The following is a 22,931-nucleotide window of genomic DNA, read 5'->3' on the forward strand; positions in this document are numbered from 1 at the left end:
CGAATGAACCTCAACCCTCGCGCGAACCAGCTGCTGCGCTCGTCGCAACTGCTCCTTGGCGGCAACCTGAAATCGCTGGCCGCCCCGGTGCTGATCATCATGATTCTGGGCATGATGATCCTGCCGTTGCCGCCGTTCATCCTGGATCTGCTGTTCACGTTCAACATTGCCCTGTCGGTGATGGTGCTGCTCGTGAGCATGTATACGCAAAAGCCGCTCGACTTTGCGGCGTTCCCGAGCGTACTGCTGTTTTCCACGCTGCTGCGCCTGTCGCTGAACGTGGCCTCCACCCGCGTGGTGCTGCTCGAAGGTCACACGGGCCCCGACGCCGCGGGCAAGGTCATCGAGGCCTTCGGCCACTTCCTCGTGGGCGGCAACTATGCCGTGGGTATCGTGGTGTTCATCATCCTCGTGGTCATCAACTTCATGGTGATCACGAAGGGCGCCGGGCGCATCGCCGAAGTCGGCGCGCGCTTCACGCTCGACGCCATGCCCGGCAAGCAGATGGCCATCGACGCCGATCTGAACGCCGGTCTCATCGGCGAGGAAGAGGCTCGCAAGCGCCGCGCGGTGATCGCCCAGGAAGCCGACTTCTACGGCTCGATGGACGGTGCGTCGAAGTTCGTGCGCGGCGATGCGGTCGCCGGCCTGCTGATCATGCTCATCAACATCATCGGCGGCCTGATCGTCGGGGTGGTGCAGCACAATCTCGATCTGGCCACGGCGGCGAAGAATTACACGCTGCTGACCATCGGTGACGGTCTCGTCGCGCAGATCCCGGCGCTGGTGATCTCGACGGCCGCCGGTGTGGTGGTCTCGCGCGTGGCGACCGATGAGGACGTCGGCCAGCAGGTTGTCTCGCAGTTGTTCAGCAATCCTCGCGTGCTCGGCATCACGGCGGCGATTCTCGGCCTGATGGGGCTGATTCCGGGCATGCCGCACTTCGCCTTCCTGCTGTTGGCCGTCGGCTTGGGCGCATTGGCCCGATGGCAGTTCCGCCGTGCGGAGGCCGACAGGCAACAGGCCGCGCGCCCGGCGCCGGTGGCCACGTCCGCGCCGGCCGAAGTGGCCGAAGCGTCGTGGGACGACGTGGCGCTCGTCGATCCGCTGGGGCTCGAGGTCGGCTATCGCCTGATTCCGCTGGTCGACCGCAACCAGGACGGCGAACTGCTCAAGCGCATCAAGGGCATTCGCAAGAAGTTCGCGCAGGAAATCGGCTTCCTGGCCCCGGTGGTGCACATTCGCGACAACCTGGAACTGCGCCCGAACCAGTATCGAATCACGCTCAAGGGCGTGATCATCGGCGAGGGCGACGCCTATCCGGGACAACTGCTCGCGATCGATCCGGGGCAGGTCAGCGCCCCGCTGCAGGGCACACCCACGCGCGACCCGGCCTTCGGCCTGCCGGCCACGTGGATCGACGTGGGCCAGCGCGACCAGGCGCAGGCGTATGGTTACACCGTGGTCGATGCGGGCACCGTGGTAGCCACGCACCTGAATCACCTGATCAACGCGCACGCGCACGAACTGCTCGGCCGCCAGGAGGTGCAGCAGCTCATCGAGCGCATCGGCAAGGACGCGCCCAAACTCATCGAAGACCTGGTGCCCAAGACGATTGCGCTCACCACGCTGCAAAAGGTGCTGCAGAACCTGCTCGAGGAGCAGGTGCCCATTCGCGACATGCGCACCATCATCGACACCATCGCCGAGCACGGCGCGCGTGTGCAGGACCCCTACGAACTCACGGCGCTGGTGCGCCTGTCGCTGGGCCGGGCAATCACGCAGAGCGTGTTCCCGGGCAACGGCGATCTCGAAGTGGTCGGGCTCGACGCCAATCTCGAACGCATTCTCACGCAGGCGTTGTCCGCCGGCGGCGGTACCGGTCTCGAACCGGGCCTCGCGGACACGTTGCTGCGCGAAACCCAGGCTGCCGTGTCGCGTCAGGAGCGACAGGGCTTGCCGCCTGTCTTGCTGGTTCAACATCCGCTGCGTTCGCTGCTCTCGCGCTTCCTGCGCCGCAGCCTGCCGCAGCTCAAGGTTTTGTCGTATGCGGAAGTGCCTGACACACGCAACGTGAAAATGACGGCACTCATCGGAGGTCAAGCGTGAAGATTCGGAAATTCTTTGCGGGCACGTGCCGCGACGCACTGCGCCAGATTCGCGAGGAAATCGGACCCGATGCGGTCGTGTTGTCCAACCGCTCGGTCGCCAACGGCGTGGAAATCGTGGCGTTGGCGGAAGAGGATCTGGACGTGCTCGCGAGCGGCGATCTGCCCACGCATCGTCCGCGTCCACGTCCGGCCGCGCCGGTCGTGCCTGCCGTGCCGGCAGCGCCGGTCATGGGCGCGCACGACGCCGCGGCGGCGAGCGCGTTCGCGCAAAGCATGATGGGCGAGCTCCAGACCATGCGCGGTCTGCTCGAAGAGCAGGTGGCCGGGCTGGTCTGGAACGACAAGCAACGCCGTTCGCCGGCGCAGGGCGAGATCCTGCGCACGCTGCTTGCCGCGGGCTTTTCCGCGCAACTGGGCCGCGCGTTGCTCGAGCATCTGCCCGAGGGCAGCGATCGCGAAAGCGGTCTGGAATGGGTCAAGAGCGCGCTCACGCGCAACCTGCCCGTCATGCCGAACGAAGACGAACTGATGGACCGCGGCGGCGTGTACGCGCTGATGGGGCCGACCGGCGTGGGCAAGACCACGACCACGGCCAAGCTCGCGGCGCGTTGCGTGATGCGTCACGGCGCCGAGAAGCTCGCCCTGCTCACGACAGACAGCTATCGTATCGGCGGGCATGAGCAGCTTCGCATCTACGGCAAGATTCTCGGCGTGACGGTGCATGCCGTGAAAGACGCCACGGACCTGCGTCTGGCGCTGACCGAGTTGCGCAACAAGCACATGGTGCTGATCGATACGGTGGGAATGAGCCAGCGCGATCGCACCGTGCCCGAGCAGGTGGCGATGCTGTGCGGCGCGGAAACGCCGGTGCAGCGCCTGCTGCTGCTCAACGCCACGAGCCACGGCGACACGCTCAACGAAGTGGTGCACGCCTACCGCAGCGCGAGCGCGGAGGGCGGTGGCGACCTGGCCGGGTGTATCCTGACGAAACTCGACGAGACGACCAACCTGGGATCGGTGCTCGACACGGTCATTCGTCACCGGTTGCCGGTGCATTACGTCTCCACGGGACAGCGGGTGCCCGAGAACCTGCACGTGGCCGACAAGCAATTCCTGATCGAGACGGCGCTCTCGGCGCCGGTGACCGGTTCGCCGTTCGTGCCGGCCGAAGAGGACTTGCCGGCCGTGGTGCGCGGGGTCGATCCCAACTACAGCGGGTTGTTCGCGCCCGCGCAACCTTCAGGCGAGGCCTGCTTTGGTTAAACTCGTACTCGATCAAGCGGAGGGACTGCGCCGGCTCGTGGCGCGCCATACCACGCGTATCGTCGCGGTGGTGGGAAGTGCGCCTGAAGCCGGTCAGACGAGTGTTGCCCTGAATCTGGCCAGTGCGCTGGCCCATCATGGTCAGGATGTGGTGCTGGCCGACGAGAGCGGTCATGCCGCGCCGGCGCTGGGCGTGCCGCTCCGAGGCGACATTCACGACGTGCTCGCGGGGCGGGTCGCACCGGAGTCGATTCGGGTATCCACACGCGACAACGTGGCGCTGGTGCCGGTGGCGCACCGCCATCCCGAGCGCATCGATCCGGCGCGCGCGTTGCCGCTGCTGACGATCGGCGAGCCCGACGTGGTGGTCATCGACTGCACGCACGCGGGTGCGCTGCTCAGTCCGCTCGCGGCGCACGCGCACGACGTGCTGGTGGTGCTGGGGCGCGAGCCGGCATCGATCACGGGGGCGTATTCGTGGATCAAGCGGGCGCATTTCGAATATGCGCTGGCGCAATTCCGGGTGGTGGTGAACCGGGCGGAGGATATGGAGGCGCGCGTCGTGTGCCGCAATCTGGCCACGACGGCGAGTCGTTATCTGGCGGTGTCGCTGGAGCTGGCGGGTCACGTACCGGCAGACCGCCAGGTCATGCGGGCGCGTCAGCTCATGCGCACCGTTGTGGATGCGTTTCCGATGGCGCCCGCGGCGATCGCGTATCGTCAGTTGGCGGCACAGGTCACGCATTGGCCGTTGGCGGTGCGTGAGTCGGGCCCGGCGGCGCTGGGCGGCGGCGAGTTGACGCACGGTGTGGGCGCGCTCAGCGCGCACACGGTCTGAGCGTTACGGCACGCGTCGAGAGGAAGCGGAGGGAAACATGTATACCGCGCGCGGGAAGGTCGACACGAACGACACGCTGACCCAATACGCGCCGTTGGTGCGCCGTCTGGCGCTGCAATTGATGGCGAAGCTGCCGGCGAGCGTCGAGCTGGAGGATTTGATTCAGGCCGGCATGCTGGGGCTGCTCGATGCAGCGAACCGGTACCAGGAGACGCAGGGCGCGCAGTTCGAGACGTACGCGAGTCAGCGCATTCGTGGCGCGATGCTCGACGAGTTGCGCGAGCTGGACTGGGCGTCGCGCGGTATCCGCAAGACAGCGCGTCAGATCGAGCAGGCGGTGCAGCGGTTGGAGCAGCGTCTGGGCCGGGGGCCGTCGGAGAGTGAGATTGCGGGCGAGATGTCCATCGGGCTGTCGGAGTATCAGCAGATGCTGCAGGACGTGCATGGCTGCCAGCTGATCTATTACGAGGACTTCGAATCGGCGGATGAAGAGCCGTTCATCGACCGCATCTGTTCCGATCCGGGCGCGGATCCGCTGACGATGCTGCTCGACGAGGGCCTTCGCGGCGGCGTGGTCGATGCCATCGACCGATTGCCCGATCGCGAGAAGCTGCTGATGAGCCTGTATTACGAGCAGGGGCTGAATCTGCGCGAAATCGGTGCGGTGCTGGAAGTCAGCGAGTCACGTGTGTGCCAGTTGCACAGTCAGGCGATTTCGCGCTTGCGGGCGACGCTGCGTGAAAAGGCCTGGACGTCGGCGAGTTGATCGATCGTCCAAACACGGAAGCGGCGCCGTCAGGCCCCGTCTGAAAACCCTCGGTGAAGCGATAGCTCCCGAGGGTTTTTTGTGTGCGTACGGCGCATCCGGACAACTACGCTTTCTCAACTTTTCGGAAACTTCCGTATTGAGTGGATGGTGCTATTATTGGCACCATTCTGGCATGCCACCTGCTGCCAAACTCCTCGCCAAGATTGCCCGCGAGCCCGCCAACGTGCGTTTTACCGAATTGATGTCGCTTTGTGAGATCTATTTCGGGCCACCACGCCGCTCCGGCAGCCACGTGGTGTTCAAAACTCCGTGGTACGGAGATCCTCGCGTAAATTTGCAAAATTCAGGCGGGATGGCAAAGGTCTATCAGGTGCGCCAGGTCTTGAATGCCGTTCGCAAATTCGAGGGCCTTGAGCATGAACATTAATCACTACACCTATCGCCTCACATGGTCTCCTGAGGACGGCGAGCATGTTGGGCTCTGTACGGAATTTCCGTCGTTATCCTGGCTCGATGCAACGCCGGAAGGTGCGTTGAGCGGTATCCGAAAGGTGGTGGCGGAAGTGGTCGACGATATGAACGAGAACGGCGAGAAAGTGCCGGAACCGTTGGCAGAGCATCGTTACAGCGGAGAATTTCGCGTGCGAATTCCCCCTACGCTGCATCGTGCGCTGGCGATAGAAGCTGCGGAATTGGGCGTCAGTCTGAATCGGCTGGCGAGCCTGAAACTCGCCGCCAACTAGGCAACACCTCAGGCCGTCACGCTTCCACCGCTTGAGCGCGGTGCGGTGCGGCCGTCGGGGCCGTAGAGAGGGGCGTTTTGTTGCGGCCCGTAGAGGACACTCAGCGCTTGCTGCGTGTAAGTCAGGCGCGTGCGTATCAGGACGCCGTTGGTGTCGTTCGCACGCTTGGCTTCGGCGGCCGCGGCGAGGAGCGCCTTCCATGCTGCATCCACCCGGGCGTCAGCGGCGGCGGCAGCTGTGGCCCCCGTCTCGTCGGGCGCATAACCCAGGGCTTCCAGCCGCGCGTCGCGCTCGCGACCGAGCGACGCCAGTTCGGCGACCGCTCGCGTCTTGCGCTCGGTCAGTTCCGGCAGCGTGTCCAGCGTACCGCTCACCAATGCCTGCTGTTCCTCGCCAAGCAATGCGGCGAACGCACCAATGGCGTTCGTCTCGACAGACAGGGCGTTCAGCAGAGCATCGATTGTCATGACTTCGATTGGGTGGAAAGCAGATCGCGAGCCGTCTGGATGACGCCGTCCGCAATCTTGGATGCATCGATGGTCAGCGTGCCGTCGGCAATTGCCTGCTTGATCGCCGCCACCTTCGCAACGTCGATATCCGCCGATCCCGTCTTGGCCAGCCCGGCCTGCAACGCGCGCATCTCCGACGACAAGGCGCTCGTGCTCACGCTCGCATCGCTGCCCGCGCTTGTCACGGACGCAGCAGGACCATTGGCACTCGCAGTGCCAGACGTCGTCCGATCGGTGGTCGCCTTGTTCGCGCCAACGCCTTTCAGCGGATTGGCCGGTGGTTCGATTTTCATGTGCTTTCCCCAGAAACCTGCCTGTGTAACGGCATTATCCGCCATAACTTTAGGCAAGTAACATCCTGTTACCAGTTCAAGCGCCTGGGTGTGTTCTGCAAATATTCAAAGACTTTCAATGAAAGTGCGCGCTCACTTATAGTGCAACTTCGACCTCGACGCCACCGCTCTTGCCGGTCTTGACCGTGCCGCTCACGACTTGCCCGGCGCGCGTGCGCACCTGCACCGGATCGCCGGCGCTCGCGCGCGAAAGCACCTGGCCCTCGGTGCTGACTTCGAAGCCGGAGCCGCGCGAGACCACGCGCACCGTCTGTCCCTGTTGCACGGCAATCGCACTGCGCAGCAGATCGGAGCGGATCGGCAGGCCCGAGGTAATACGGTTAACGGCGACGGTGCCCACAATTTGGCCGGCGTCGGTGGCGACCGTGCGCGGCAGCAGCGTGAGGTCACCCTGGCGCGGCGACAGATCGTTCGGTCCGATGGTCTCGCCGGGGTTGATCTGGCGCGCCGCCACGAAGTAAGTGGCGGTGATGCTCACGCGGGCTTGGAGATAAAGCGTCCACGGACGCTCGCCCGCGCAACGCACGCCAACCGTCGTCGAGCCCCAGAGACGTGCACCGGGCGGCAGGAACGGTTCGAGCGCCATGCACGCCGGCATGCGGTCGGACACGGCGTCGCCCACCGTGATGTTGACAGCGCCGGGCAGGCCGGTCGTCTGCTCGCGCAGAAAGCGCTCGGCCGTCTGGCGAATAACCTGGGTGTTCTGGAACTGCGCGTTGGTGACGGGGATGGCCGAGGCGACCGGGGCGCCGGGACCCGCCATGGCGCCCGCCTGGGCCGGTGCACCCGGCTGAGGCGGCGCGTTCACCGTCGCAACCGGACGCCCGACACTCGCCACATGCGTCGCAACACCGCTGGCGGTGTTGTTGCCTGGAATGACGATGGCGGCCGGTCCGAGCGTATTGCCCAGCGTTTGGGCTGCCGGATCGGTGGCGACGCCCGGGTTCGCGCTTGCCGCATGGACATCGCCCACGATGCCAACCGCCGCGAGGCTCAGCGTGGCGGCCACGACACCCGGGAACACGCGGGAAAACAGGGACGAGCGTCGACCGCGCAGCCAGGTATGACGCGCGCGGGGGGCATTGGCGCTACCGCCGCCGAATTTGCCTGCCATGCTCACTCTCCTTGCGGCCGTCACCGGGAGGGATTCCCCGGGGTGCGGCGTTCAAACCACCTCGACGACTTCCCTATCGATCGTCGGCGTCGTCCGGCGCGATGCGCGTCGGGCCGGGAAGCCGACGGCACCGGGCAGTGCTCCTGTGCCTGGGGGGCGAACCCCGCCCGATGCCGTCAGGAAGCCATTCTAGAGATGTCGACCTGCCGGGCATGGCCCGAAATGGCGGCCAATCTCCTTCCTATTCCTCCGATTGAATCCCGGGGGCTACGCATACGATGCGAAGCATGCCAAAAGGTCCGTACTTTTCCCGGACCCGGCAGGACATCCCGTCTGCGCACCGCACGCCGTCCGCCAGAGTCTTCTGAGCGGTCCGGGCGCGTCGCCAGCGCCGACGGACAGGTTTCTTTGAGCGGTACCCCAGCATCAAGGCAAGCATCGGGCGAGGCGAGATCATGGACAAACTGGACGCGGCATTGCGATTTTCCCAGCAGGCGCTGGCCATGCGCGCCTATCGCCAGGAGGTGATCTCGTCGAACATCGCCAACGCGGACACGCCCGGATACAAGGCGCGCGATGTCGACTTCAACAACGCCCTGAGCCAGGCTGTCGAGCGCGGCGCGCAGCAGCAACTCGCCACCGAGTCGAGCGTGTCGCTCGCGCGCACATCCTCGCGCCACATCGCCGGGCGTGCAGTGAGCACCGCACCGCCGATGGGCGGCTCCGAGCTGCTGTACCGCGTGCCATACCAGCAGAGCGTCGACGGCAACACCGTCGAACTCGACGCCGAGCGGGTGAACTTCGCCGACAACGCCGTGCATTACCAAACGGGCCTCACGGTCCTGTCCAGCCAGATCAAGACGATGCTGGCAGCCATCACGCAACAAGGGTAAGCGCCATGCCACTCATGAGCATCTTCGACGTTGCCGGCTCGGCCATGACGGCCCAGTCCCAGCGCATGAACGTCACGGCTAGCAACCTGGCCAACGCGGAATCGGTGACCGGTCCGGACGGCCAGCCATACCGGGCCAAGCAGGTCGTGTTTCAGGTCAACCCCGTGGCGGGCGCCGACGTGGGCGGCGTGAAGGTGGCGGGCGTGGTCGACGACCCGTCGCCGCTCAAGACTGTGTACGACCCGAAGAACCCGGCCGCCAACGCGCAGGGTTACGTGACGATGCCCAATGTGAATCCGGTGGAAGAGATGGTCAACATGATCTCCGCTTCCCGCTCGTATCAAGCCAACGTCGAGGCGCTCAACACCGCCAAGACGCTGATGCTCAAAACCCTCACGGTCGGCCAGTAAGCAGCCGCGCGGAGACCAGAACCATGGCAAGTATCAATACGTCGAACGCCGCGAACTTCTCGCAGACGTTCCTCGATTCGATCAACGGCACGGCCAGCAGCGCCAGCTCGAACTCGTCGGCCGGCAGCGCCGACGATCTGCAGAACAGCTTCCTGAAGTTGCTCGTCGCACAGATGAACAACCAGGACCCGCTCAACCCGATGGACAACTCGCAGGTGACCTCGCAGCTCGCGCAGATCAGCACGGTCTCGGGCATCACCCAGCTCAACACCACGCTCTCGGCGGTGACCTCGCAGATCAACTCGACGCAAAGCCTGCAGGCCGCCGCGCTCGTGGGCAAGGGCGTGCTGATTCCGGGCAGCACCATCGGGGTGGGCAGTACCACGGCCACCGACGGCACGGTCACGAAGACCGCCACGCCATTCGGTTTCGAACTGCCGAGCGACGCCGACACCGTCACGATCCAGATCAAGGACGCCACCGGCAAGGTGGTTCGCACGGTCAACGCGGGGGCGCTCGACGCCGGTGTCCAGGCGCTCACCTGGGACGCCAAGGACGATTCGGGCACCGCCGTGGCCGACGGCAAGTACACCTTGTCGGTGAGCGCTTCGGCCAATGGCAAGTCCATGACGCCGACGCTGCTCTCCTACGCCCAGGTCCAAAGCGTGGTGGCCAGCACGACCGGCTCGCCGATGCTCAACGTCGGCACGGGCTCGAACGTCAAGCTCGCCGACGTGCGCGAAATTCTGTAACCCGACCGCTCAAGTCTCTTAACGAATCAACCACGACGCGCAGCGTCGTCAACCGAATCTCAGGAGTATCACATGGCCTTTTCGACCGGATTGAGCGGCCTGAACGCTGCCTCCAAGGACCTCGACGTGATCGGCAACAACGTTGCCAACGCGGCGACCGTCGGCTTCAAGCAGGGGCAGGCGCAATTCGCCGACATCTACGCCAACTCGCTGTTCGGCGCGGGCAACAACACCGTCGGCATCGGCACGCGCGTGGCGGCGATCGCGCAACAGTTCACGCAGGGCGACATCACCGTCACGAACCGCCAGCTCGACCTGGCCATTTCGGGCAACGGCTTCTTCCGCGTGTCGAACAACGGCACCATCGCGTACTCGCGAAACGGCCAGTTCTCGCTCGACAAGAACGGCTACATCGTCGACGCCAACGGCGATCACCTGACCGGCTATCTGGCCGGCCCGAACGGCATCATCAACAGCGTGTCGCCGGTCGATCTGCAAATTCCGACGGGTGATCTCGCGCCCACGGCCACGACCAAGGTCACCGGCCAGTTCAACCTGGATTCGCGCAGCGCCGTGAACACCACGCCGTTCTCGATCACCGATCCGAATTCCTACACGAACGCCACGTCGCTCAAGGTCTACGACTCGCTGGGCAATTCGCACGACGTGAACCTCTACTTCAAGAAGACGAGCGTCGACACGACCACCAACAACGCCACCTGGACGGTCTACGCCTCGGTCGACGGCACGACGCAAGTCGGCGCCGGCCCGATCGGCACGATGACGTTCAACTCGGCCGGCAGCCTCGTGTCGCAGACGGATTCGACCGGCGCCACCGTGACCGGCCCGATCACGCTGCCCACGATCACCTACGCTAACGGCGCGTCGAACGGAAACATGACGCTCGACCTGTCGGGCACCACGCAATACGGCAATACCTACACGCCGAACACGCTCACGCAGAACGGCTACTCCTCGGGTCGTCTGACCGGCTTCACCTTCAATGCCGACGGCACGATCGTGGGCACGTATTCGAACACCCAGTCGATGGTGCTCGGTCAGGTCGCGCTGGCGAACTTCAACAACGTGCAGGGCCTGATCCCGATGGGCAACAACCTCTGGTCGGAGTCGGCGGCGTCGGGCATCCCGATCGTCGGCGTGCCGGGCGGCACCAACCTCGGCAAGCTGCAGGCGGGCGCCGTGGAAGCGTCGAACGTCGACCTGACGGCTGAACTGGTCCACATGATCACCGCGCAACGCAACTATCAGGCGAATGCGCAGACGATCAAGACCGAAGATCAGTTGATGCAGACGATGGTCAACCTGTAACGCGGAGCGGTGCGCATGCGTAACTTGCACGGAGGCCGTCGATGGATCGTCTGATCTACATCGCCATGACGGGCGCAAAGCAGGCCATGGAGCAGCAGTCGACCACGGCCAACAATCTGGCGAACGTGTCGACGCCGGGCTTTCGCGCCCAGCTCGCGGCGTTCCGTCAGGCGCCGGTGCGCGCCCCGGACGGCACCACGGGCACGCGCACCTTCGTGGCCACGTCCACGCCGGGCACCGACTTCACGCCCGGCGCCATGCAGCAGACCGGCCGCCCGCTCGACGTGGCTATCCAGGGCCAGGGCTGGATTGCGGTGCGCGATGCGCAGGGCCGCGAAGCCTACACCCGCGGCGGCAACATCGAAATGACGGCCGACGGCCAGCTTACGCTGCACGGCCAGCCGATCATGACCGACGCCGGGCCGGCCGCCGTGCCGCCGGGCGCCGCGGTGACCATCGGCACCGACGGCACGATCTCGGCGCTCGGGCAGGGCGATCCGCCCAACTCCATCGCCGTGATGGGCCAGCTCAAGCTGGTCAATCCGCCGGAGGGCAATCTGGTGCGTGGCGACGACGGCCTGTTCCGCACGGCCAACAACGCCCCTGCACAGGTCGATCCGAACGTCGTCGTCGTGGCCGGCTCGATCGAGGCGAGTAACGTCAACCCGGTCAGTGGTCTGGTGAACATGATTTCGCAGTCGCGGGCCTTCGAAATGCAGATGAAGATGCTGCAGACGGCCGATACCAACGAACAATCCGCCAACCAGTTGCTGAACTTCAGCTGATCGGCGCCGCAACCGTATTCGGGGAGAAAACCCAATGATCCGTTCGCTCTACATCGCTGCCACCGGCATGAACGCCCAGCAGACGAACATGGACGTGATTTCCAACAACCTCGCCAACACCAGCACGAACGGCTTCAAGAAGGGCCGGGCGGTGTTCGAGGACTTGCTGTATCAGACGATCCGCCAGCCCGGCGCGCAGTCGTCGCAGCAAACGCTGCTGCCGTCGGGCCTGCAGCTGGGCACCGGTGTGCGCCCGGCGGCGACCGAGCGCATTTTCACGCAGGGCAACCTGACGTCCACGAACAATGCGAAGGACGTGGCCATCAACGGCGACGGCTTCTTCCAGGTGCTCATGCCGGACGGCACGACCGCCTACACGCGCGACGGCTCGTTCCAGGTCGACAACAACGGCCAGCTCGTCACGGCTTCGGGCTACCCGGTCCAGCCGGCGATCACGATCCCGGCCAACGCCCTCTCACTCACCATTGCGCGCGACGGCACCGTGTCGGTCACGCAGCCGGGCAGCACGGCCAACGTGCAGATCGGTACGTTCCAGCTCGCCACGTTCATCAACAACGCCGGTTTGCAGAGCATGGGCGAGAACCTGTACGCCGAGACGGCCGCCTCGGGCGCGCCGAACGTCGCGCAGCCGGGCACCAATGGCGCGGGCGTGCTCAACCAGAACTACGTCGAAACGTCGAACGTGAACGTGGTGGAGGAGCTCGTGAACATGATTTCGGCGCAGCGCGCCTATGAAATCAACTCGAAGGCGGTGACGGCGTCCGACCAGATGCTGCAGCGTCTGACGCAGATGTAAGGAGTCTTGCCATGTCCGCCTCACCGACCCTCAAGCCACGCAGCGCGGGCCTCGCGCGGATTTTTGCGCTCGCGGCCGCCGCCGCGCTGAGCGGTCTGGCGGGCTGCGCCTACGTGCCGCAGGAGCCGGTGGTGACCGGGCCGACGACCACGCGTCCGCCGCCCCCGCCGGTCGCGGCCGACCCGGAAGGCTCGATCTACCGCCCGCTGTATTCGAACCGTCCGCTGTTCGAGGACCGCCGCCCGCGCAACGTTGGCGACATTCTCACGATCGTCATCAACGAAAACACGGCCGCGAGCAAGAACTCGGCCGCCAATACGACGCGCGCCGGCAGCGGAAGCCTGAAGCTGAATCAGACGCCGGGCGTGATCGGCGGCGTGCTCAACAACCAGGGGCTGGACGCAAGCGGTGCGAACAAGTTCGACGCCAAGGGCGCGGCCAACGCCAACAACGTGTTCTCGGGGCAGATCACCGTGACGGTGATGGACGTGCTCGCCAACGGCAATCTCGCGGTGGCCGGCGAGAAGCAGATCGCCATCAACCAGGGCACGGAGTACATCAAGTTCTCGGGGATCGTCGCCCCGCAGACGATTTCGGGCGCGAATACCGTGCCTTCGACGCAGGTGGCCGATGCGCGCATCGAATACCGTGGCAAGGGCTACATCAACGAAGCCGAAACCATGGGCTGGCTGCAGCGCTTCTTCCTCAACATTTCGCCATTCTGATGTCGATCATGCCGTACCTGTCGCGCCGTGCGCCTAGCTTCCCTCCGCTTTGCCTGAGCATCGGCCGCCGTGTCGCCGCGTTTGCCGTGGCCGGCGTGGTGGGCGTCGCGGGCGCATTCGTTGTGCCGGGCGTCGCCCACGCCGAGCGGCTCAAGGAACTGGCGTCGATTCAGGGCGTGCGCGACAACCAGTTGATCGGCTACGGCCTCGTGGCCGGTCTCGACAACTCGGGCGACCAGACCACCCAGACGCCGTTTACCGTGCAGAGCATGACGAACATGCTCTCGCAACTGGGCATTACGGTCGCGCCCGGCACCAATATGCAGTTGAAGAACGTGGCTGCCGTGATGGTCACGGCCACGCTGCCCGCTTTCACGCGTCCCGGCCAGGCGATCGACGTGGTGGTCTCGTCGATGGGTAACGCCAAGAGCCTGCGTGGCGGCACGCTGCTCATGACGCCGCTCAAGGGCCCGGACGGACAGGTCTACGCGCTCGCGCAGGGCAACCTGCTCGTGGGCGGGGCCGGCGCGTCGGCCAACGGATCGAGCGTGACGGTCAACCAGCTCGCGTCGGGGCGCATTCCAAGCGGGGCCATCGTCGAGCGCGCCGTGCCGACCGCCATGGGCGGTCAGCCGGGCACCGTGCAGATGGAGCTCAATGTGACCGACTTCTCGACCGCGCAGCGCGTGGTCGATGCCGTGAACCGCCGTTTCGGCTACAGCACCGCACAGGCCCTCGACGGGCGCGTGATCCTGCTGCGCACGCCGACCGATCCGGCCTCGCGCGTGCAATTCCTCGCCCAGCTCGAGAGCCTCGAAGTGAAGCCCGACAATACCGCGGCGCGCGTCATCATCAATGCGCGCACCGGCTCGGTCGTGATGAACCAGAATGTCACGATCCAGCAGTGCGCGGTGGCTCACGGCAACCTGTCGGTCGTCATCGATACCCAGAACAACGTGAGCCAGCCGGCGCCGTTCTCGGGCGGCCAGACGGTCGTGGCCCCGAATTCGCAAATCTCCGTCCAACAGGAGAACAACGCGCTCAGGATGGTCAAAGCGGGCGCCAACCTCGCCGACGTCGTCAAGGCGCTGAACTCGCTTGGCGCGAGTCCGGCGGACCTGATGTCGATTCTGCAGGCCATGAAGGCCTCGGGCGCCCTGCGCGCCGATCTGGAGATCATCTGATATGGCCGACGGCAACCGACTCACGGGCGCGGCGGGCGCCTCGCTGCCCGATCTGACGCAACGCGCCTCCTACGACATGCAGGGCCTCACGGCGCTGCGTGCCGCTGCCCATCAACAGACGCCGCAAGCCACGCAGCAAGCCGCCAAGCAGTTCGAGGCCGTCTTCACGCAGATGATGGTCAAGAGCATGCGCGAGGCCACGATGTCCGGCGGGCTGCTGGGCAGCGATCAGGAAAAGATGTTCAACGGCATGCTCGACGATCAGCTCGCCCAGCAGCTTGCCTCGAACAAGGGCATCGGTCTGGCCGACCTCATGCTCAAGCAGCTCGCCAGAACCGGCACCACACTGCCGCCTGCCGCGATGGGGCGTCAGCAGTCGCTGCAAGGACGCGCATACAACTCGGCCGACGCCATTGGGGTGGCCGACGGCGCGCCTGCGGTGGCCGGCGAGTTCGTCGACCGCATGGCCACGGCCGCGCAGAACGCCAGCGCGAGCAGTGGCATTCCGGCGCGGTTCATGCTCAGCCAGGCGGCGCTCGAGTCCGGCTGGGGCAAGCGCGAGATCCGTCGCGCCGACGGCAGCACGAGCTACAACGTTTTCGGTATCAAGGCCGGCAAGAACTGGAACGGCCCGACCGTGGAGGTGGCGACGACGGAGTATGTGAACGGCCAGCCGCGCAGGGTGATGGCCAAGTTCCGCGCATACCACTCGTACGACGAGGCGTTCGCCGACTACGCCAACCTGATTTCGAAGAACCCGCGCTATGCATCGGTCGTGGCCAGCGCCAACGACGCCGCCGGTTTCGCCACGAATTTGCAGCGCGCCGGCTACGCCACCGATCCGCAGTACGCGAGCAAGCTCATCAAGATCATGAAGCACTTCGCCTGACGGGGCGAGCGGCACGGCATCGCGCCCGAAGCGATCGGGGGCGTGTCACCCTCAATATTGCTGCCGGACTGCCGTAAACACATCGGTAACGGCGCGCGAGCGGTCATTTCACCGCGGGGCGCGCCTCTTATTCAAGCCGCGAGATCATGAGCCTAATCAATATTGGCATGAGCGGGCTGAACGCCTCCCAGTTCGCCCTGAATACCACCGGCAACAACATCTCCAATTCGGGGACCGCCGGCTACAACCGCCAGATCGTCAGCTATACCCAGGCCGACAGCCAGTTCACGGGCGTGGGTTACCTGGGCCAGGGCGTGCTGGTCAACGACGTGTCGCGCGTGTACGACCAGTTCCTGGCCAACCAGGCGAACCAGGCGCAGACCCAGTACAGCCAGCTCAACACGTACTACCAGCAGATCTCGCAGATCAACAACGCGCTGGGCAGCTCCACCACGGGCCTGTCGGCCTCGATGTCGACGTTCTTCACGAACCTGCAGACCATCGTGACCGCGCCGAACAACTCGGCCACGCGAGCCACGGTGATTTCGTCGGCGCAAACGCTCACGAGCATGTTCCAGTCGCTGTCCGGCACGCTGTCGTCGCTGCGCACCGCCGTGAACGGCAACATCCAGCAGTCGACCGACCAGATCAATACCTACGCGAAGCAGATCGCCACGCTCAACGATGCGATCGTGCAGGCGCAGGCCAACGGCGGTGGCGCCACGCCCAACGACCTGCTCGACCAGCGCGACCAGGCGATCGCCAACCTGAACGCCATCGTCCAGACGAACGTCGTGAAGGACAGCAACGGCTCGTACAACGTCTTCATCGGCAACGGCCAGTCGCTGGTTTCGGGGAATTCCGCCTACCAGCTCACGACCATCGCGTCGACGAGTGACCCGTCGCAACTGACCGTGGCCTACATCATGGGCAACGGCACGAAGGTCGCCATTCCGGAATCGTCGATCTCCGGCGGTTCGCTCGCCGGCCTGCTGTCGTTCCGCAGCGGTGCGCTTACGCAGGCCCAGAACTCGCTCGGGCAGATCGCACTGTCGCTGGCCGGCACGTTCAACGCACAGAACCAGCTGGGCCTGGATCTGTACGGCCAACTCGGCGGTAACTTCTTCACGGTGCCGAATCCGACGATCATCGCGAACACGGGCAACTCGAACGCGGCCACGCTCAACGCCTCGATCACCGACGCCTCGAAGGTCACCACGAGCGATTACACGGTGACTTACGACGGCACGAATTACACGATGACGCGCCTGACCGACGGCGCGAAGTGGACTGCCGGCGCGCCGGCCACGCCGGGCGCGGCGCTGAACTTCCAGGACAGCACCGGCGCGGCGTTCGCCGACGGCTTCTCGGTCACGACCGCGGGCATGGTCGCGGGCGACAGCTTCACGATCCAGCCGACGCGCAACGCTGCCCAGAACATCGGCGTGGCGATCACCGATCCAGGCAAGATCGCGCTGGCCGCTCCGATCATTGCCTCGACGGGCACGGCCAATGGCGGTTCGCTCAAGGTCGACCAGGGCTCGGTGGACGCGTCCTACCTCTCGAACGTACTGACTGCACCCGTCAACTTCACGTTCAGCAAGGACGCCACGACCGGTGCGCTCACGCTGGTGGCTCCGGCGCCGATGACCGTGACGGTCAATGGCACGACCACCACTTACGCCGCGGGCGCCACCGTGCCCTACGACGCCACGAACGGCGCCAAGATCACGATGAGCGGCATGACCGTGAACCTGTCGGGCACGCCGAACAACGGCGATACGTTCACGATCGCCCCGAATACGTCGGGCGCCGTGACCGACAACCGCAACGGCCTGGCGCTGTCGGCACTGCAGAACGACAAGACCAAGGTCGGCGGCTCGCAAAGCTATGCGTCCGCGTACGCGAACCTCGTGTCGTACGTGGGCTCGACCACGAACACGTACAAGTCGACCAGCGCGGCCCAGCAGACGCTGCTCAAGCAGGCGCAGGAAGCACAGTCGTCCAATTCCGGCGTGAACCTCGACGAAGAAGCGGCCAATCTGATCAAGTTTCAGCAGCTCTATCAGGCCAATTCGAAAGTGATTCAGACCGCGTCGACGCTGTTCGACACCATCCTCCAGATGGTCAACTAAGCGCAGGGGCACAGCGATGCGTATCAGCACCAACATGATCTACGACCAGGGGATGCGGGCGATGAGCCAGAACACCTCTGATCTGCTCAACACCCAGGCGCAGCTTTCCTCGGGCAAGCGCGTGACCACGCCGGGCGACGATCCGATCGCCGCAGCGCAGGCCGTGGCGGTGTCGCAGGACAACGACATGAACACGCAGTACGCGTCGAACCGCGCCTCGGCAACGACGCAACTACAGCTCGAGGACTCGACCTTCGGCAGCATCATCAATTCGTTGCAGCACGTGATGTCGCAGGTGGTCGCGGCGGGCAACCCCACCCTCAACGACAACGATCGTGCGACCATCGCCACCGATCTGCAGTCGAGCTTTCAGCAACTGCTCTCGCTGGCGAACACGACCGACGCAAACGGTCAGTACCTGTTCTCGGGCTTCATGGGCAATTCGGCCGCGTACGTGGCATCGGCGACCGGCGCATCATATGCCGGAGACACCGGCGTGCGTTACGTTCAGGTCAGCCCGAACCGCCAGATCGCCGTCAACGACATCGGTTCGTCCATCTTCCAGGGCGTCCAGGCCGGCACGGCCAGCGCGGTGATCAGCGGCAGCGCAACGAACCAGGGCACGGGCGTGTACTCCACGGTGTCGACGACCGACGTGACCAACGCCGGCGCGAACCACCAGTATCAGATCAGCTTCGCGATCGACAACACGACCACGCCGCCCACGACCAACTACACGGTCAAGGACATGACGGACACCACGGTGGCCGATGTGACGGGCGCCTACACGGCAGGCCAGCCGATCGCGTTCGGCGGCAAGAGCGTGACTTTTACCGGCGCACCGGCCACGGGCGACACGTACACGGTGCAACCGGCGAACAAGGGCAGCACGAACGTGTTCGACAACCTGCAGGCGCTCATCAATACGCTCAAGACGCCGATCAACAGTACCAACGGCACCGGCCAGGCCAATCTGAGCAACGCGCTCACGACGTTCAACCAGTTGTTCGGCAACACCTACGACAACGTGACCACGGTGCGCACCACGGTAGGCTCGCGCATGAACGAGTTGACGTCGCTCAACAACATCGGCGACACGAATTCGCTGAACTACCAGTCGCAACTGTCGGATCTGCTCGACGTGGACTGGAACTCGGCGGCAACGAAATTCGCGCAGTTGCAGGCTGCCTTGCAGGCATCGCAGCAAAGCTTCATGCAGACCCAGAAGCTCTCGCTGTTCAACTTCCTCTGATCGGCGAGGCGGGGCCGGGAGCATGTCTCCCCCAGGTCTCCAACGTCGACAAGCGCGGGCCACGCGGCAATGCCGGGTGGCCCGTCGTCCTTTTGCGGATGGCCGGCAAGCGGCGCTCGTGAAGCGCGACGCAGGCGAGCATGGCGCCCGGCGCTCAGAGTTTCGGCACGAAGGCGGCGCTCGCGCGAATCATCATGTCGATGCCGATCGAGAAGAAGTGGTCCATCACCGGGGCGATGCGCGGCATCATCAGCTCGATCACGACCAGGCCGACGCCCAGCGTGAGCGGAAAGCCCACCGCGAAAATGTTGAGCTGCGGCGCGGCGCGGTTGAGAATACCCAGCGCGAGGTTGCAGATGAGCAGCGCGGCCACGAGCGGCAGCGAGAGCATGAGCGCCAGCGTGAACAGCTGACCGCCCAGCATGGCAAGGTACTGCCAGCCGGTCACGGCAAGCGGTACGGAAGACACGGGCAGCATCGTGAAGCTCTGCACGAGCGTGGCGAACATCACGAGATGGCCATTGGTGGCGAGGAACACGAGCATGGCCACCACGTTGAGCAGCATGCCGAGCACGGCGGTGCTGCCGTCGCTGTTGGGCGTGAGCAGGGTGGCGAACGACAGGCCCATTTGCAAGCCGACGAAATCGCCCGCCATGCTGATCGCCGAGAACACGATCTGCATGCACCAGCCCAGCGCGGCGCCGATCACGATCTGCTGCACCATGATCCACAGGCCTTCCCACGAAAACGGCGAGACGGCCGGCATCGGCCCGAGCACCGGCGCGAGCGCGAGCGCGACAATGCCGGCCAGGCCGATCTTGACGGTCGAGGGTACGGAGACGTCGCCAAAGAGCGGTGCGCTCATCGACAACGCCAGCAGGCGCACGAACGGAAACAGGAACGCCGCGATGACGCCCGAGAGCTGTTCGTAAGTGAAGCTGATCACCGCCGGTGCGCCCGCGCGGCCTAGCCGACCAGGCCCGGAATGCCGGTGAGCAGCTGGCGCATGTAGTCGACCATCAGGTTGAGCATCCACGGGCCGGCGATCACGAGCGTGACGAACACGGCGAGCAGTTTCGGGATGAACGACAGCGTCATTTCGTTGATCTGCGTGGCCGCCTGGAACAGGCTCACGAGCAGACCGGAGACGAGCGCGACGAGTAGCAGCGGCGCGGCGAGCAGCAGCGTCACCTGCATTGCCTGATGGGCCAGCGCCATGACGGTTTCCGGAGTCATATCCTGCGCCTCGCCGCTACATCGTGAAGCTCTGGGCGAGTGAGCCCAGCAGCAGTTGCCAGCCGTCGACCACCACGAACAGCATCAGCTTGAAAGGCAGCGACACGGTGGAGGGCGAAACCATCATCATCCCCATCGACATCAGCACGCTCGCGACCACCAGATCGATGATGAGGAACGGAATGAAGATCGTGAAGCCGATCTGGAAGGCCGTCTTCAGCTCGCTCGTGGCGAACGCCGGCACGAGAATGCGCATCGGCACGTCTTCCGGGCCGTTCATCGGCGGGGTCTTCGCCAGCTTGGCGAAGAGTGCCAGATCGGCCTCGCGGGTTTGCTTGAGCATGAACGCGTGGAACGGCTTGGCGCCCGTGTCGATCGCCTGTTCGAAGCTGATCTTGTTGGCGGCGAAGGGCTGATAGGCGTCGGTGTAGGCCTTGTCGAACACCGGCGACATCACGAAGAAGGTGAGAAACAGCGCCAGCCCGATCAGGATCTGGTTCGGCGGCGAGGTGGTCACGCCGATGGCGTGCCGCAGCAGCGAGAGCACGATGATGATGCGCGTGAAGGCCGTCATCATCAGCAGCATCGCCGGCAGGAACCCCAGCGACGTGAGCAGCAGCATCGTCTGCACGGACAGCGAGTACGTCTGTCCGCCGCCCGGCGTGGGGGTGCTCGTGAGGGCGGGGAGCGTGGCCTGCGCGAAAGCGGCGCCCGGCAGCATCAGCGCGATGAGGGCGGCGGCCGCGAGGGCGATCAGCGCGACAGGCGCGCTCCGCACGAGCCGCGAGAGCCGGGCCGACTCAAGAGTCGACCCCAGAGCCGACCCCAGCGCCGGACCCATCGGGCTCCGGGACTGACCGCGTGACATCAGGAATCCTTTTTCATCGATTCGCGCAACTTTTGTGCAAAAGCCTGCGCGGCACGGTTGGCTTGCGCGCCCGGATGGGCAACGGGGGGCGCGGCGGGCAGATCGGCGACACGGTCGGCATCGATCACGTGCAGGCTGCGCACCTGTCCCGGTGCCACGCCCAGCACGACCCAGTCGCCCGCGACTTCCACCACCACCACGCGCTCGCGCTGGCCGACCGCGGCGCTGCCGACGATACGCACGTTGCCCCCGCCTAGCGGACGTTGCAGACCGAATCGCTTCGCGAGCCACGCGAGCCCGAAAAGCAGGGCCAGCACAAGCACCAGGCCGAGGCCCGTCTGCACGATGCCTGCTCCGCCGAGGCTCGGCACGGCCGCGGCCTGGGAGGCCGCGCCCTGCGCGTGGGCGGTGGCGACGAATGACGCCGGGAAATACGCAATAAGCGTAGCTTTGGCTACCACTCGGGCGGTGGCGGCTGCCGCGGCGCGCCACACGGGCTTGCCGCGGACATCGGAAGGAATCATCGGTTGAGCTTACGGATGCGTTCGGATGGCGTGATGATATCAGTCAGGCGGATGCCGAACTTGTCGTTCACGACCACCACTTCGCCCTGGGCGATGAGGCAACCGTTGACCAGGACGTCCATCGGTTCGCCGGCCATGCCGTCGAGCTCCACCACGGAGCCCTGCGCGAGTTGCAGCAGGTTCTTGATGGCGATCTTCGTGCGGCCGAGCTCCACGGTCATCTGGACCGGGATGTCGAGGATCAGATCGATGTCGTTGTGCGTGGCCGTGCCGGGGTTGCCGGCGGTGGCGGCCAGCGGCTGGAACACGGGGGCGGTCGGCTGCGGCGCGGCTTCGGCGACCGGTTCGGCAGCCGTCTGCTCCGCCATGGCACTGGCCCACTCGTCCGCCATGGCCTGGGCGTCGTCACCGGGCGTTTGAGGGGTATCGCTCATCAGTCGTTGTCCTTCGAGTAATCGCTGTGCGAATGGTTGATCATCTGGTTCACGCGCAGCGCGTATTGGCCGTTGAAGACGCCGTAATTGCAGTGCATCACGGGCACGCCATCGACCTTGGCTTCCAGCACTTCGGGCACGTCGAGCGGAATCACGTCGCCCACGCGCATGTTGAGCAGTTGCGACAGCGTCATGTCGATCTGCGCAAGATTGGTCACGATCTCGACATCGGCGGCCTGCACCTGCTGCGAGAGCAGCCGCACCCAGCGCTTGTCGACTTCGAGGGTTTCGCCTTGCAACGGGCTCGAGAGCTGGTCGCGCAGCGGCTCGATCATCGAGTACGGCATGCAAATGTGGAATTCGCCGCCGACCGAGCCGAACTCGATGTCGAAGGTCGTGGTGACCACTACCTCGTTCGGGGTGGCCACGTTGGCGAACTGGGTGTGCATCTCGGCGCGCACGTACTCGAATTCCACCGGATGCACCGGTTTCCACGACGCGCCGTAGTTCTCGAACACCAGGTCGAGCAGACGCGCGATGATGCGCTGCTCGGTCTGCGTGAAGTCGCGGCCTTCCACGCGAGTGTGGAACCGGCCGTCGCCGCCGAACAGGTTGTCCACCACCAGGAACACGAGGTTCGGGTCGAACACGAACAGCGCGGTGCCGCGCAGCGGCTTGATGTGGACCAGATTCAGATTGGTCGGGACGGGCAGGTTGCGAATGAACTCGCTGTACTTCTGCACCCGCACCGGGCTCACCGAGATTTCGGCGCTGCGGCGCATGAAGTTGAACAGCGCAATACGGAACAGGCGCGAGAAGCGGTCGTTGATGATCTCGAGCGTGGGCATGCGCCCGCGCACGATACGCTCTTGCGTCGCGATGTTGTATGGCCTGATGCCGGAATGATCTACCGACTCGGACCGGTCATCCTGCTCGCCGGTGACACCCTTCAGAAGGGCATCGACTTCTTCCTGCGACAGGAACTCCTCATGCGCCAT

26 protein-coding genes are annotated in these 22,931 nt (G+C 65.1%); 17 read left to right on the forward strand and 9 right to left on the reverse strand.

Going from position 1 to position 22,931, the window contains the following annotated elements:
* Positions 1-3 precede the first annotated feature (3 nt).
* The 6 genes from flhA to LV28_RS24565 all read left to right on the forward strand — a co-directional run bounded on the left by flhA (position 4) and on the right by LV28_RS24565 (position 5,724).
* Positions 4-2,109 (forward strand): flagellar biosynthesis protein FlhA, encoded by a 2,106-nt coding sequence (gene flhA / locus LV28_RS24545; RefSeq protein WP_023598356.1) that lies wholly within the window; start codon positions 4-6, stop codon positions 2,107-2,109.
* Entirely contained in the window at positions 2,106-3,374 is a 1,269-nt protein-coding gene (gene flhF / locus LV28_RS24550) for a flagellar biosynthesis GTPase FlhF (protein WP_023872633.1), read from the forward strand. Before flhA ends, flhF begins: the two co-directional genes overlap by 4 nt.
* Positions 3,367-4,212 (forward strand): MinD/ParA family ATP-binding protein, encoded by an 846-nt coding sequence (locus LV28_RS24555; RefSeq protein WP_023598358.1) that lies wholly within the window; start codon positions 3,367-3,369, stop codon positions 4,210-4,212. Before flhF ends, LV28_RS24555 begins: the two co-directional genes overlap by 8 nt.
* 37 nt (positions 4,213-4,249) lie before the next feature.
* Positions 4,250-4,978 (forward strand): RNA polymerase sigma factor FliA, encoded by a 729-nt coding sequence (locus LV28_RS24560; RefSeq protein ID WP_023598359.1) that lies wholly within the window; start codon positions 4,250-4,252, stop codon positions 4,976-4,978.
* A gap of 175 nt (positions 4,979-5,153) precedes the next feature.
* A complete protein-coding gene (locus tag LV28_RS48215) occupies positions 5,154-5,408 on the forward strand; it encodes a toxin HicA (protein ID WP_072619129.1) in 255 nt (84 codons plus the stop codon).
* A complete protein-coding gene (locus LV28_RS24565; protein WP_023872632.1) occupies positions 5,398-5,724 on the forward strand; it encodes a type II toxin-antitoxin system HicB family antitoxin in 327 nt (108 codons plus the stop codon). The genes LV28_RS48215 and LV28_RS24565 overlap by 11 nt, the downstream gene beginning before the upstream one ends.
* An 8-nt stretch (positions 5,725-5,732) precedes the next feature.
* Here LV28_RS24565 and LV28_RS24570 read toward each other — a convergent pair whose 3' ends face one another.
* The 3 genes from LV28_RS24570 to flgA all read right to left on the reverse strand — a co-directional run bounded on the left by LV28_RS24570 (position 5,733) and on the right by flgA (position 7,700).
* A complete protein-coding gene (locus LV28_RS24570) occupies positions 5,733-6,191 on the reverse strand; it encodes a flagella synthesis protein FlgN (RefSeq protein ID WP_023598361.1) in 459 nt (152 codons plus the stop codon).
* On the reverse strand, positions 6,188-6,526 hold the full coding sequence (gene flgM, locus LV28_RS24575) for a flagellar biosynthesis anti-sigma factor FlgM (RefSeq protein WP_023598362.1): 339 nt from the start codon (positions 6,524-6,526) through the stop codon (positions 6,188-6,190). The genes LV28_RS24570 and flgM overlap by 4 nt, the downstream gene beginning before the upstream one ends.
* A 136-nt stretch (positions 6,527-6,662) precedes the next feature.
* On the reverse strand, positions 6,663-7,700 hold the full coding sequence (gene flgA, locus LV28_RS24580; protein WP_023598363.1) for a flagellar basal body P-ring formation chaperone FlgA: 1,038 nt from the start codon (positions 7,698-7,700) through the stop codon (positions 6,663-6,665).
* Between the two features lie 452 nt (positions 7,701-8,152).
* On the opposite strand from flgA, the gene flgB reads away from it, so the two are divergent.
* From flgB to flgL, 11 genes are all read left to right on the forward strand, one after another.
* Positions 8,153-8,593, forward strand: coding sequence for a flagellar basal body rod protein FlgB (gene flgB, locus LV28_RS24585; RefSeq protein ID WP_038619278.1), 441 nt, complete (start codon positions 8,153-8,155; stop codon positions 8,591-8,593).
* Between the two features lie 5 nt (positions 8,594-8,598).
* Positions 8,599-9,003 carry a flagellar basal body rod protein FlgC gene (flgC, locus tag LV28_RS24590; protein WP_023598365.1) on the forward strand — a complete coding sequence of 135 codons (405 nt, stop codon included), beginning with the start codon at positions 8,599-8,601 and terminating at the stop codon, positions 9,001-9,003.
* 23 nt (positions 9,004-9,026) lie between these two features.
* A complete protein-coding gene (flgD, locus tag LV28_RS24595; RefSeq protein ID WP_023598366.1) occupies positions 9,027-9,755 on the forward strand; it encodes a flagellar hook assembly protein FlgD in 729 nt (242 codons plus the stop codon).
* Positions 9,756-9,827: 72 nt separating this feature from the next.
* Positions 9,828-11,084 (forward strand): flagellar hook protein FlgE, encoded by a 1,257-nt coding sequence (gene flgE, locus LV28_RS24600; protein WP_023598367.1) that lies wholly within the window; start codon positions 9,828-9,830, stop codon positions 11,082-11,084.
* A gap of 41 nt (positions 11,085-11,125) precedes the next feature.
* Positions 11,126-11,869 carry a flagellar basal body rod protein FlgF gene (locus LV28_RS24605; RefSeq protein WP_023598368.1) on the forward strand — a complete coding sequence of 248 codons (744 nt, stop codon included), beginning with the start codon at positions 11,126-11,128 and terminating at the stop codon, positions 11,867-11,869.
* 34 nt (positions 11,870-11,903) lie between these two features.
* Positions 11,904-12,686, forward strand: coding sequence for a flagellar basal-body rod protein FlgG (gene flgG, locus LV28_RS24610; protein WP_023598369.1), 783 nt, complete (start codon positions 11,904-11,906; stop codon positions 12,684-12,686).
* Between the two features lie 11 nt (positions 12,687-12,697).
* Positions 12,698-13,411: a flagellar basal body L-ring protein FlgH gene (locus LV28_RS24615; RefSeq protein ID WP_023598370.1), complete on the forward strand. Its 714-nt coding sequence runs from the start codon at positions 12,698-12,700 to the stop codon at positions 13,409-13,411.
* A complete protein-coding gene (locus LV28_RS24620; protein WP_023598371.1) occupies positions 13,411-14,595 on the forward strand; it encodes a flagellar basal body P-ring protein FlgI in 1,185 nt (394 codons plus the stop codon). The genes LV28_RS24615 and LV28_RS24620 overlap by 1 nt, the downstream gene beginning before the upstream one ends.
* 1 nt (position 14,596) lies before the next feature.
* Positions 14,597-15,484, forward strand: a complete 888-nt coding sequence (flgJ, locus tag LV28_RS24625) for a flagellar assembly peptidoglycan hydrolase FlgJ (RefSeq protein ID WP_023598372.1) — start codon at positions 14,597-14,599, stop codon at positions 15,482-15,484.
* 146 nt (positions 15,485-15,630) lie between these two features.
* The gene (flgK, locus tag LV28_RS24630; protein ID WP_023598373.1) at positions 15,631-17,619 is read left to right on the forward strand and encodes a flagellar hook-associated protein FlgK; all 1,989 of its coding nucleotides are present in this window, start codon (positions 15,631-15,633) and stop codon (positions 17,617-17,619) included.
* Between the two features lie 16 nt (positions 17,620-17,635).
* Positions 17,636-18,871 carry a flagellar hook-associated protein FlgL gene (gene flgL, locus LV28_RS24635; RefSeq protein WP_023598374.1) on the forward strand — a complete coding sequence of 412 codons (1,236 nt, stop codon included), beginning with the start codon at positions 17,636-17,638 and terminating at the stop codon, positions 18,869-18,871.
* 154 nt (positions 18,872-19,025) lie between these two features.
* On the opposite strand, the gene fliR is transcribed toward flgL, so the two are convergent.
* The 6 genes from fliR to fliM are packed head-to-tail and all read right to left on the reverse strand — an operon-like array spanning position 19,026 to position 22,931.
* Positions 19,026-19,817, reverse strand: a complete 792-nt coding sequence (gene fliR, locus LV28_RS24640; protein WP_038619272.1) for a flagellar biosynthetic protein FliR — start codon at positions 19,815-19,817, stop codon at positions 19,026-19,028.
* A gap of 20 nt (positions 19,818-19,837) precedes the next feature.
* Entirely contained in the window at positions 19,838-20,107 is a 270-nt protein-coding gene (fliQ, locus tag LV28_RS24645) for a flagellar biosynthesis protein FliQ (RefSeq protein WP_010807718.1), read from the reverse strand.
* 16 nt (positions 20,108-20,123) lie between these two features.
* Complete coding sequence (gene fliP, locus LV28_RS24650) at positions 20,124-20,948, reverse strand: flagellar type III secretion system pore protein FliP (protein WP_497549935.1); 825 nt, start codon at positions 20,946-20,948, stop codon at positions 20,124-20,126.
* A 26-nt stretch (positions 20,949-20,974) separates the two neighbouring features.
* Positions 20,975-21,499, reverse strand: coding sequence for a flagellar biosynthetic protein FliO (gene fliO / locus LV28_RS24655; protein WP_023598377.1), 525 nt, complete (start codon positions 21,497-21,499; stop codon positions 20,975-20,977).
* Positions 21,496-21,933 (reverse strand): flagellar motor switch protein FliN, encoded by a 438-nt coding sequence (gene fliN, locus LV28_RS24660; RefSeq protein WP_023598378.1) that lies wholly within the window; start codon positions 21,931-21,933, stop codon positions 21,496-21,498. The genes fliO and fliN overlap by 4 nt, the downstream gene beginning before the upstream one ends.
* Positions 21,933-22,931 carry a flagellar motor switch protein FliM gene (gene fliM / locus LV28_RS24665; RefSeq protein WP_023598379.1) on the reverse strand — a complete coding sequence of 333 codons (999 nt, stop codon included), beginning with the start codon at positions 22,929-22,931 and terminating at the stop codon, positions 21,933-21,935. The genes fliN and fliM overlap by 1 nt, the downstream gene beginning before the upstream one ends.

Origin of the sequence: Pandoraea pnomenusa, from assembly GCF_000767615.3 — a bacterium.
GTDB lineage: Bacteria > Pseudomonadota > Gammaproteobacteria > Burkholderiales > Burkholderiaceae > Pandoraea > Pandoraea pnomenusa.

Coding starts and splice junctions, on each gene's coding strand:
- flhA (WP_023598356.1), top strand. CDS start 4: ATGAACCTCAACCCTCGCGCGAACCAGCTGCTGCGCTCGTCGCAACTG.
- LV28_RS24560 (WP_023598359.1), top strand. CDS start 4,250: ATGTATACCGCGCGCGGGAAGGTCGACACGAACGACACGCTGACCCAA.
- LV28_RS48215 (WP_072619129.1), top strand. CDS start 5,154: ATGCCACCTGCTGCCAAACTCCTCGCCAAGATTGCCCGCGAGCCCGCC.
- LV28_RS24565 (WP_023872632.1), top strand. CDS start 5,398: ATGAACATTAATCACTACACCTATCGCCTCACATGGTCTCCTGAGGAC.
- LV28_RS24570 (WP_023598361.1), bottom strand. CDS start 6,191: ATGACAATCGATGCTCTGCTGAACGCCCTGTCTGTCGAGACGAACGCC.
- flgM (WP_023598362.1), bottom strand. CDS start 6,526: ATGAAAATCGAACCACCGGCCAATCCGCTGAAAGGCGTTGGCGCGAAC.
- flgA (WP_023598363.1), bottom strand. CDS start 7,700: ATGGCAGGCAAATTCGGCGGCGGTAGCGCCAATGCCCCCCGCGCGCGT.
- flgC (WP_023598365.1), top strand. CDS start 8,599: ATGCCACTCATGAGCATCTTCGACGTTGCCGGCTCGGCCATGACGGCC.
- flgD (WP_023598366.1), top strand. CDS start 9,027: ATGGCAAGTATCAATACGTCGAACGCCGCGAACTTCTCGCAGACGTTC.
- flgE (WP_023598367.1), top strand. CDS start 9,828: ATGGCCTTTTCGACCGGATTGAGCGGCCTGAACGCTGCCTCCAAGGAC.
- LV28_RS24605 (WP_023598368.1), top strand. CDS start 11,126: ATGGATCGTCTGATCTACATCGCCATGACGGGCGCAAAGCAGGCCATG.
- flgG (WP_023598369.1), top strand. CDS start 11,904: ATGATCCGTTCGCTCTACATCGCTGCCACCGGCATGAACGCCCAGCAG.
- LV28_RS24615 (WP_023598370.1), top strand. CDS start 12,698: ATGTCCGCCTCACCGACCCTCAAGCCACGCAGCGCGGGCCTCGCGCGG.
- LV28_RS24620 (WP_023598371.1), top strand. CDS start 13,411: ATGTCGATCATGCCGTACCTGTCGCGCCGTGCGCCTAGCTTCCCTCCG.
- flgJ (WP_023598372.1), top strand. CDS start 14,597: ATGGCCGACGGCAACCGACTCACGGGCGCGGCGGGCGCCTCGCTGCCC.
- flgK (WP_023598373.1), top strand. CDS start 15,631: ATGAGCCTAATCAATATTGGCATGAGCGGGCTGAACGCCTCCCAGTTC.
- flgL (WP_023598374.1), top strand. CDS start 17,636: ATGCGTATCAGCACCAACATGATCTACGACCAGGGGATGCGGGCGATG.
- fliQ (WP_010807718.1), bottom strand. CDS start 20,107: ATGACTCCGGAAACCGTCATGGCGCTGGCCCATCAGGCAATGCAGGTG.
- fliP (WP_497549935.1), bottom strand. CDS start 20,948: ATGGGTCCGGCGCTGGGGTCGGCTCTGGGGTCGACTCTTGAGTCGGCC.
- fliO (WP_023598377.1), bottom strand. CDS start 21,499: ATGATTCCTTCCGATGTCCGCGGCAAGCCCGTGTGGCGCGCCGCGGCA.
- fliN (WP_023598378.1), bottom strand. CDS start 21,933: ATGAGCGATACCCCTCAAACGCCCGGTGACGACGCCCAGGCCATGGCG.
- fliM (WP_023598379.1), bottom strand. CDS start 22,931: ATGGCGCATGAGGAGTTCCTGTCGCAGGAAGAAGTCGATGCCCTTCTG.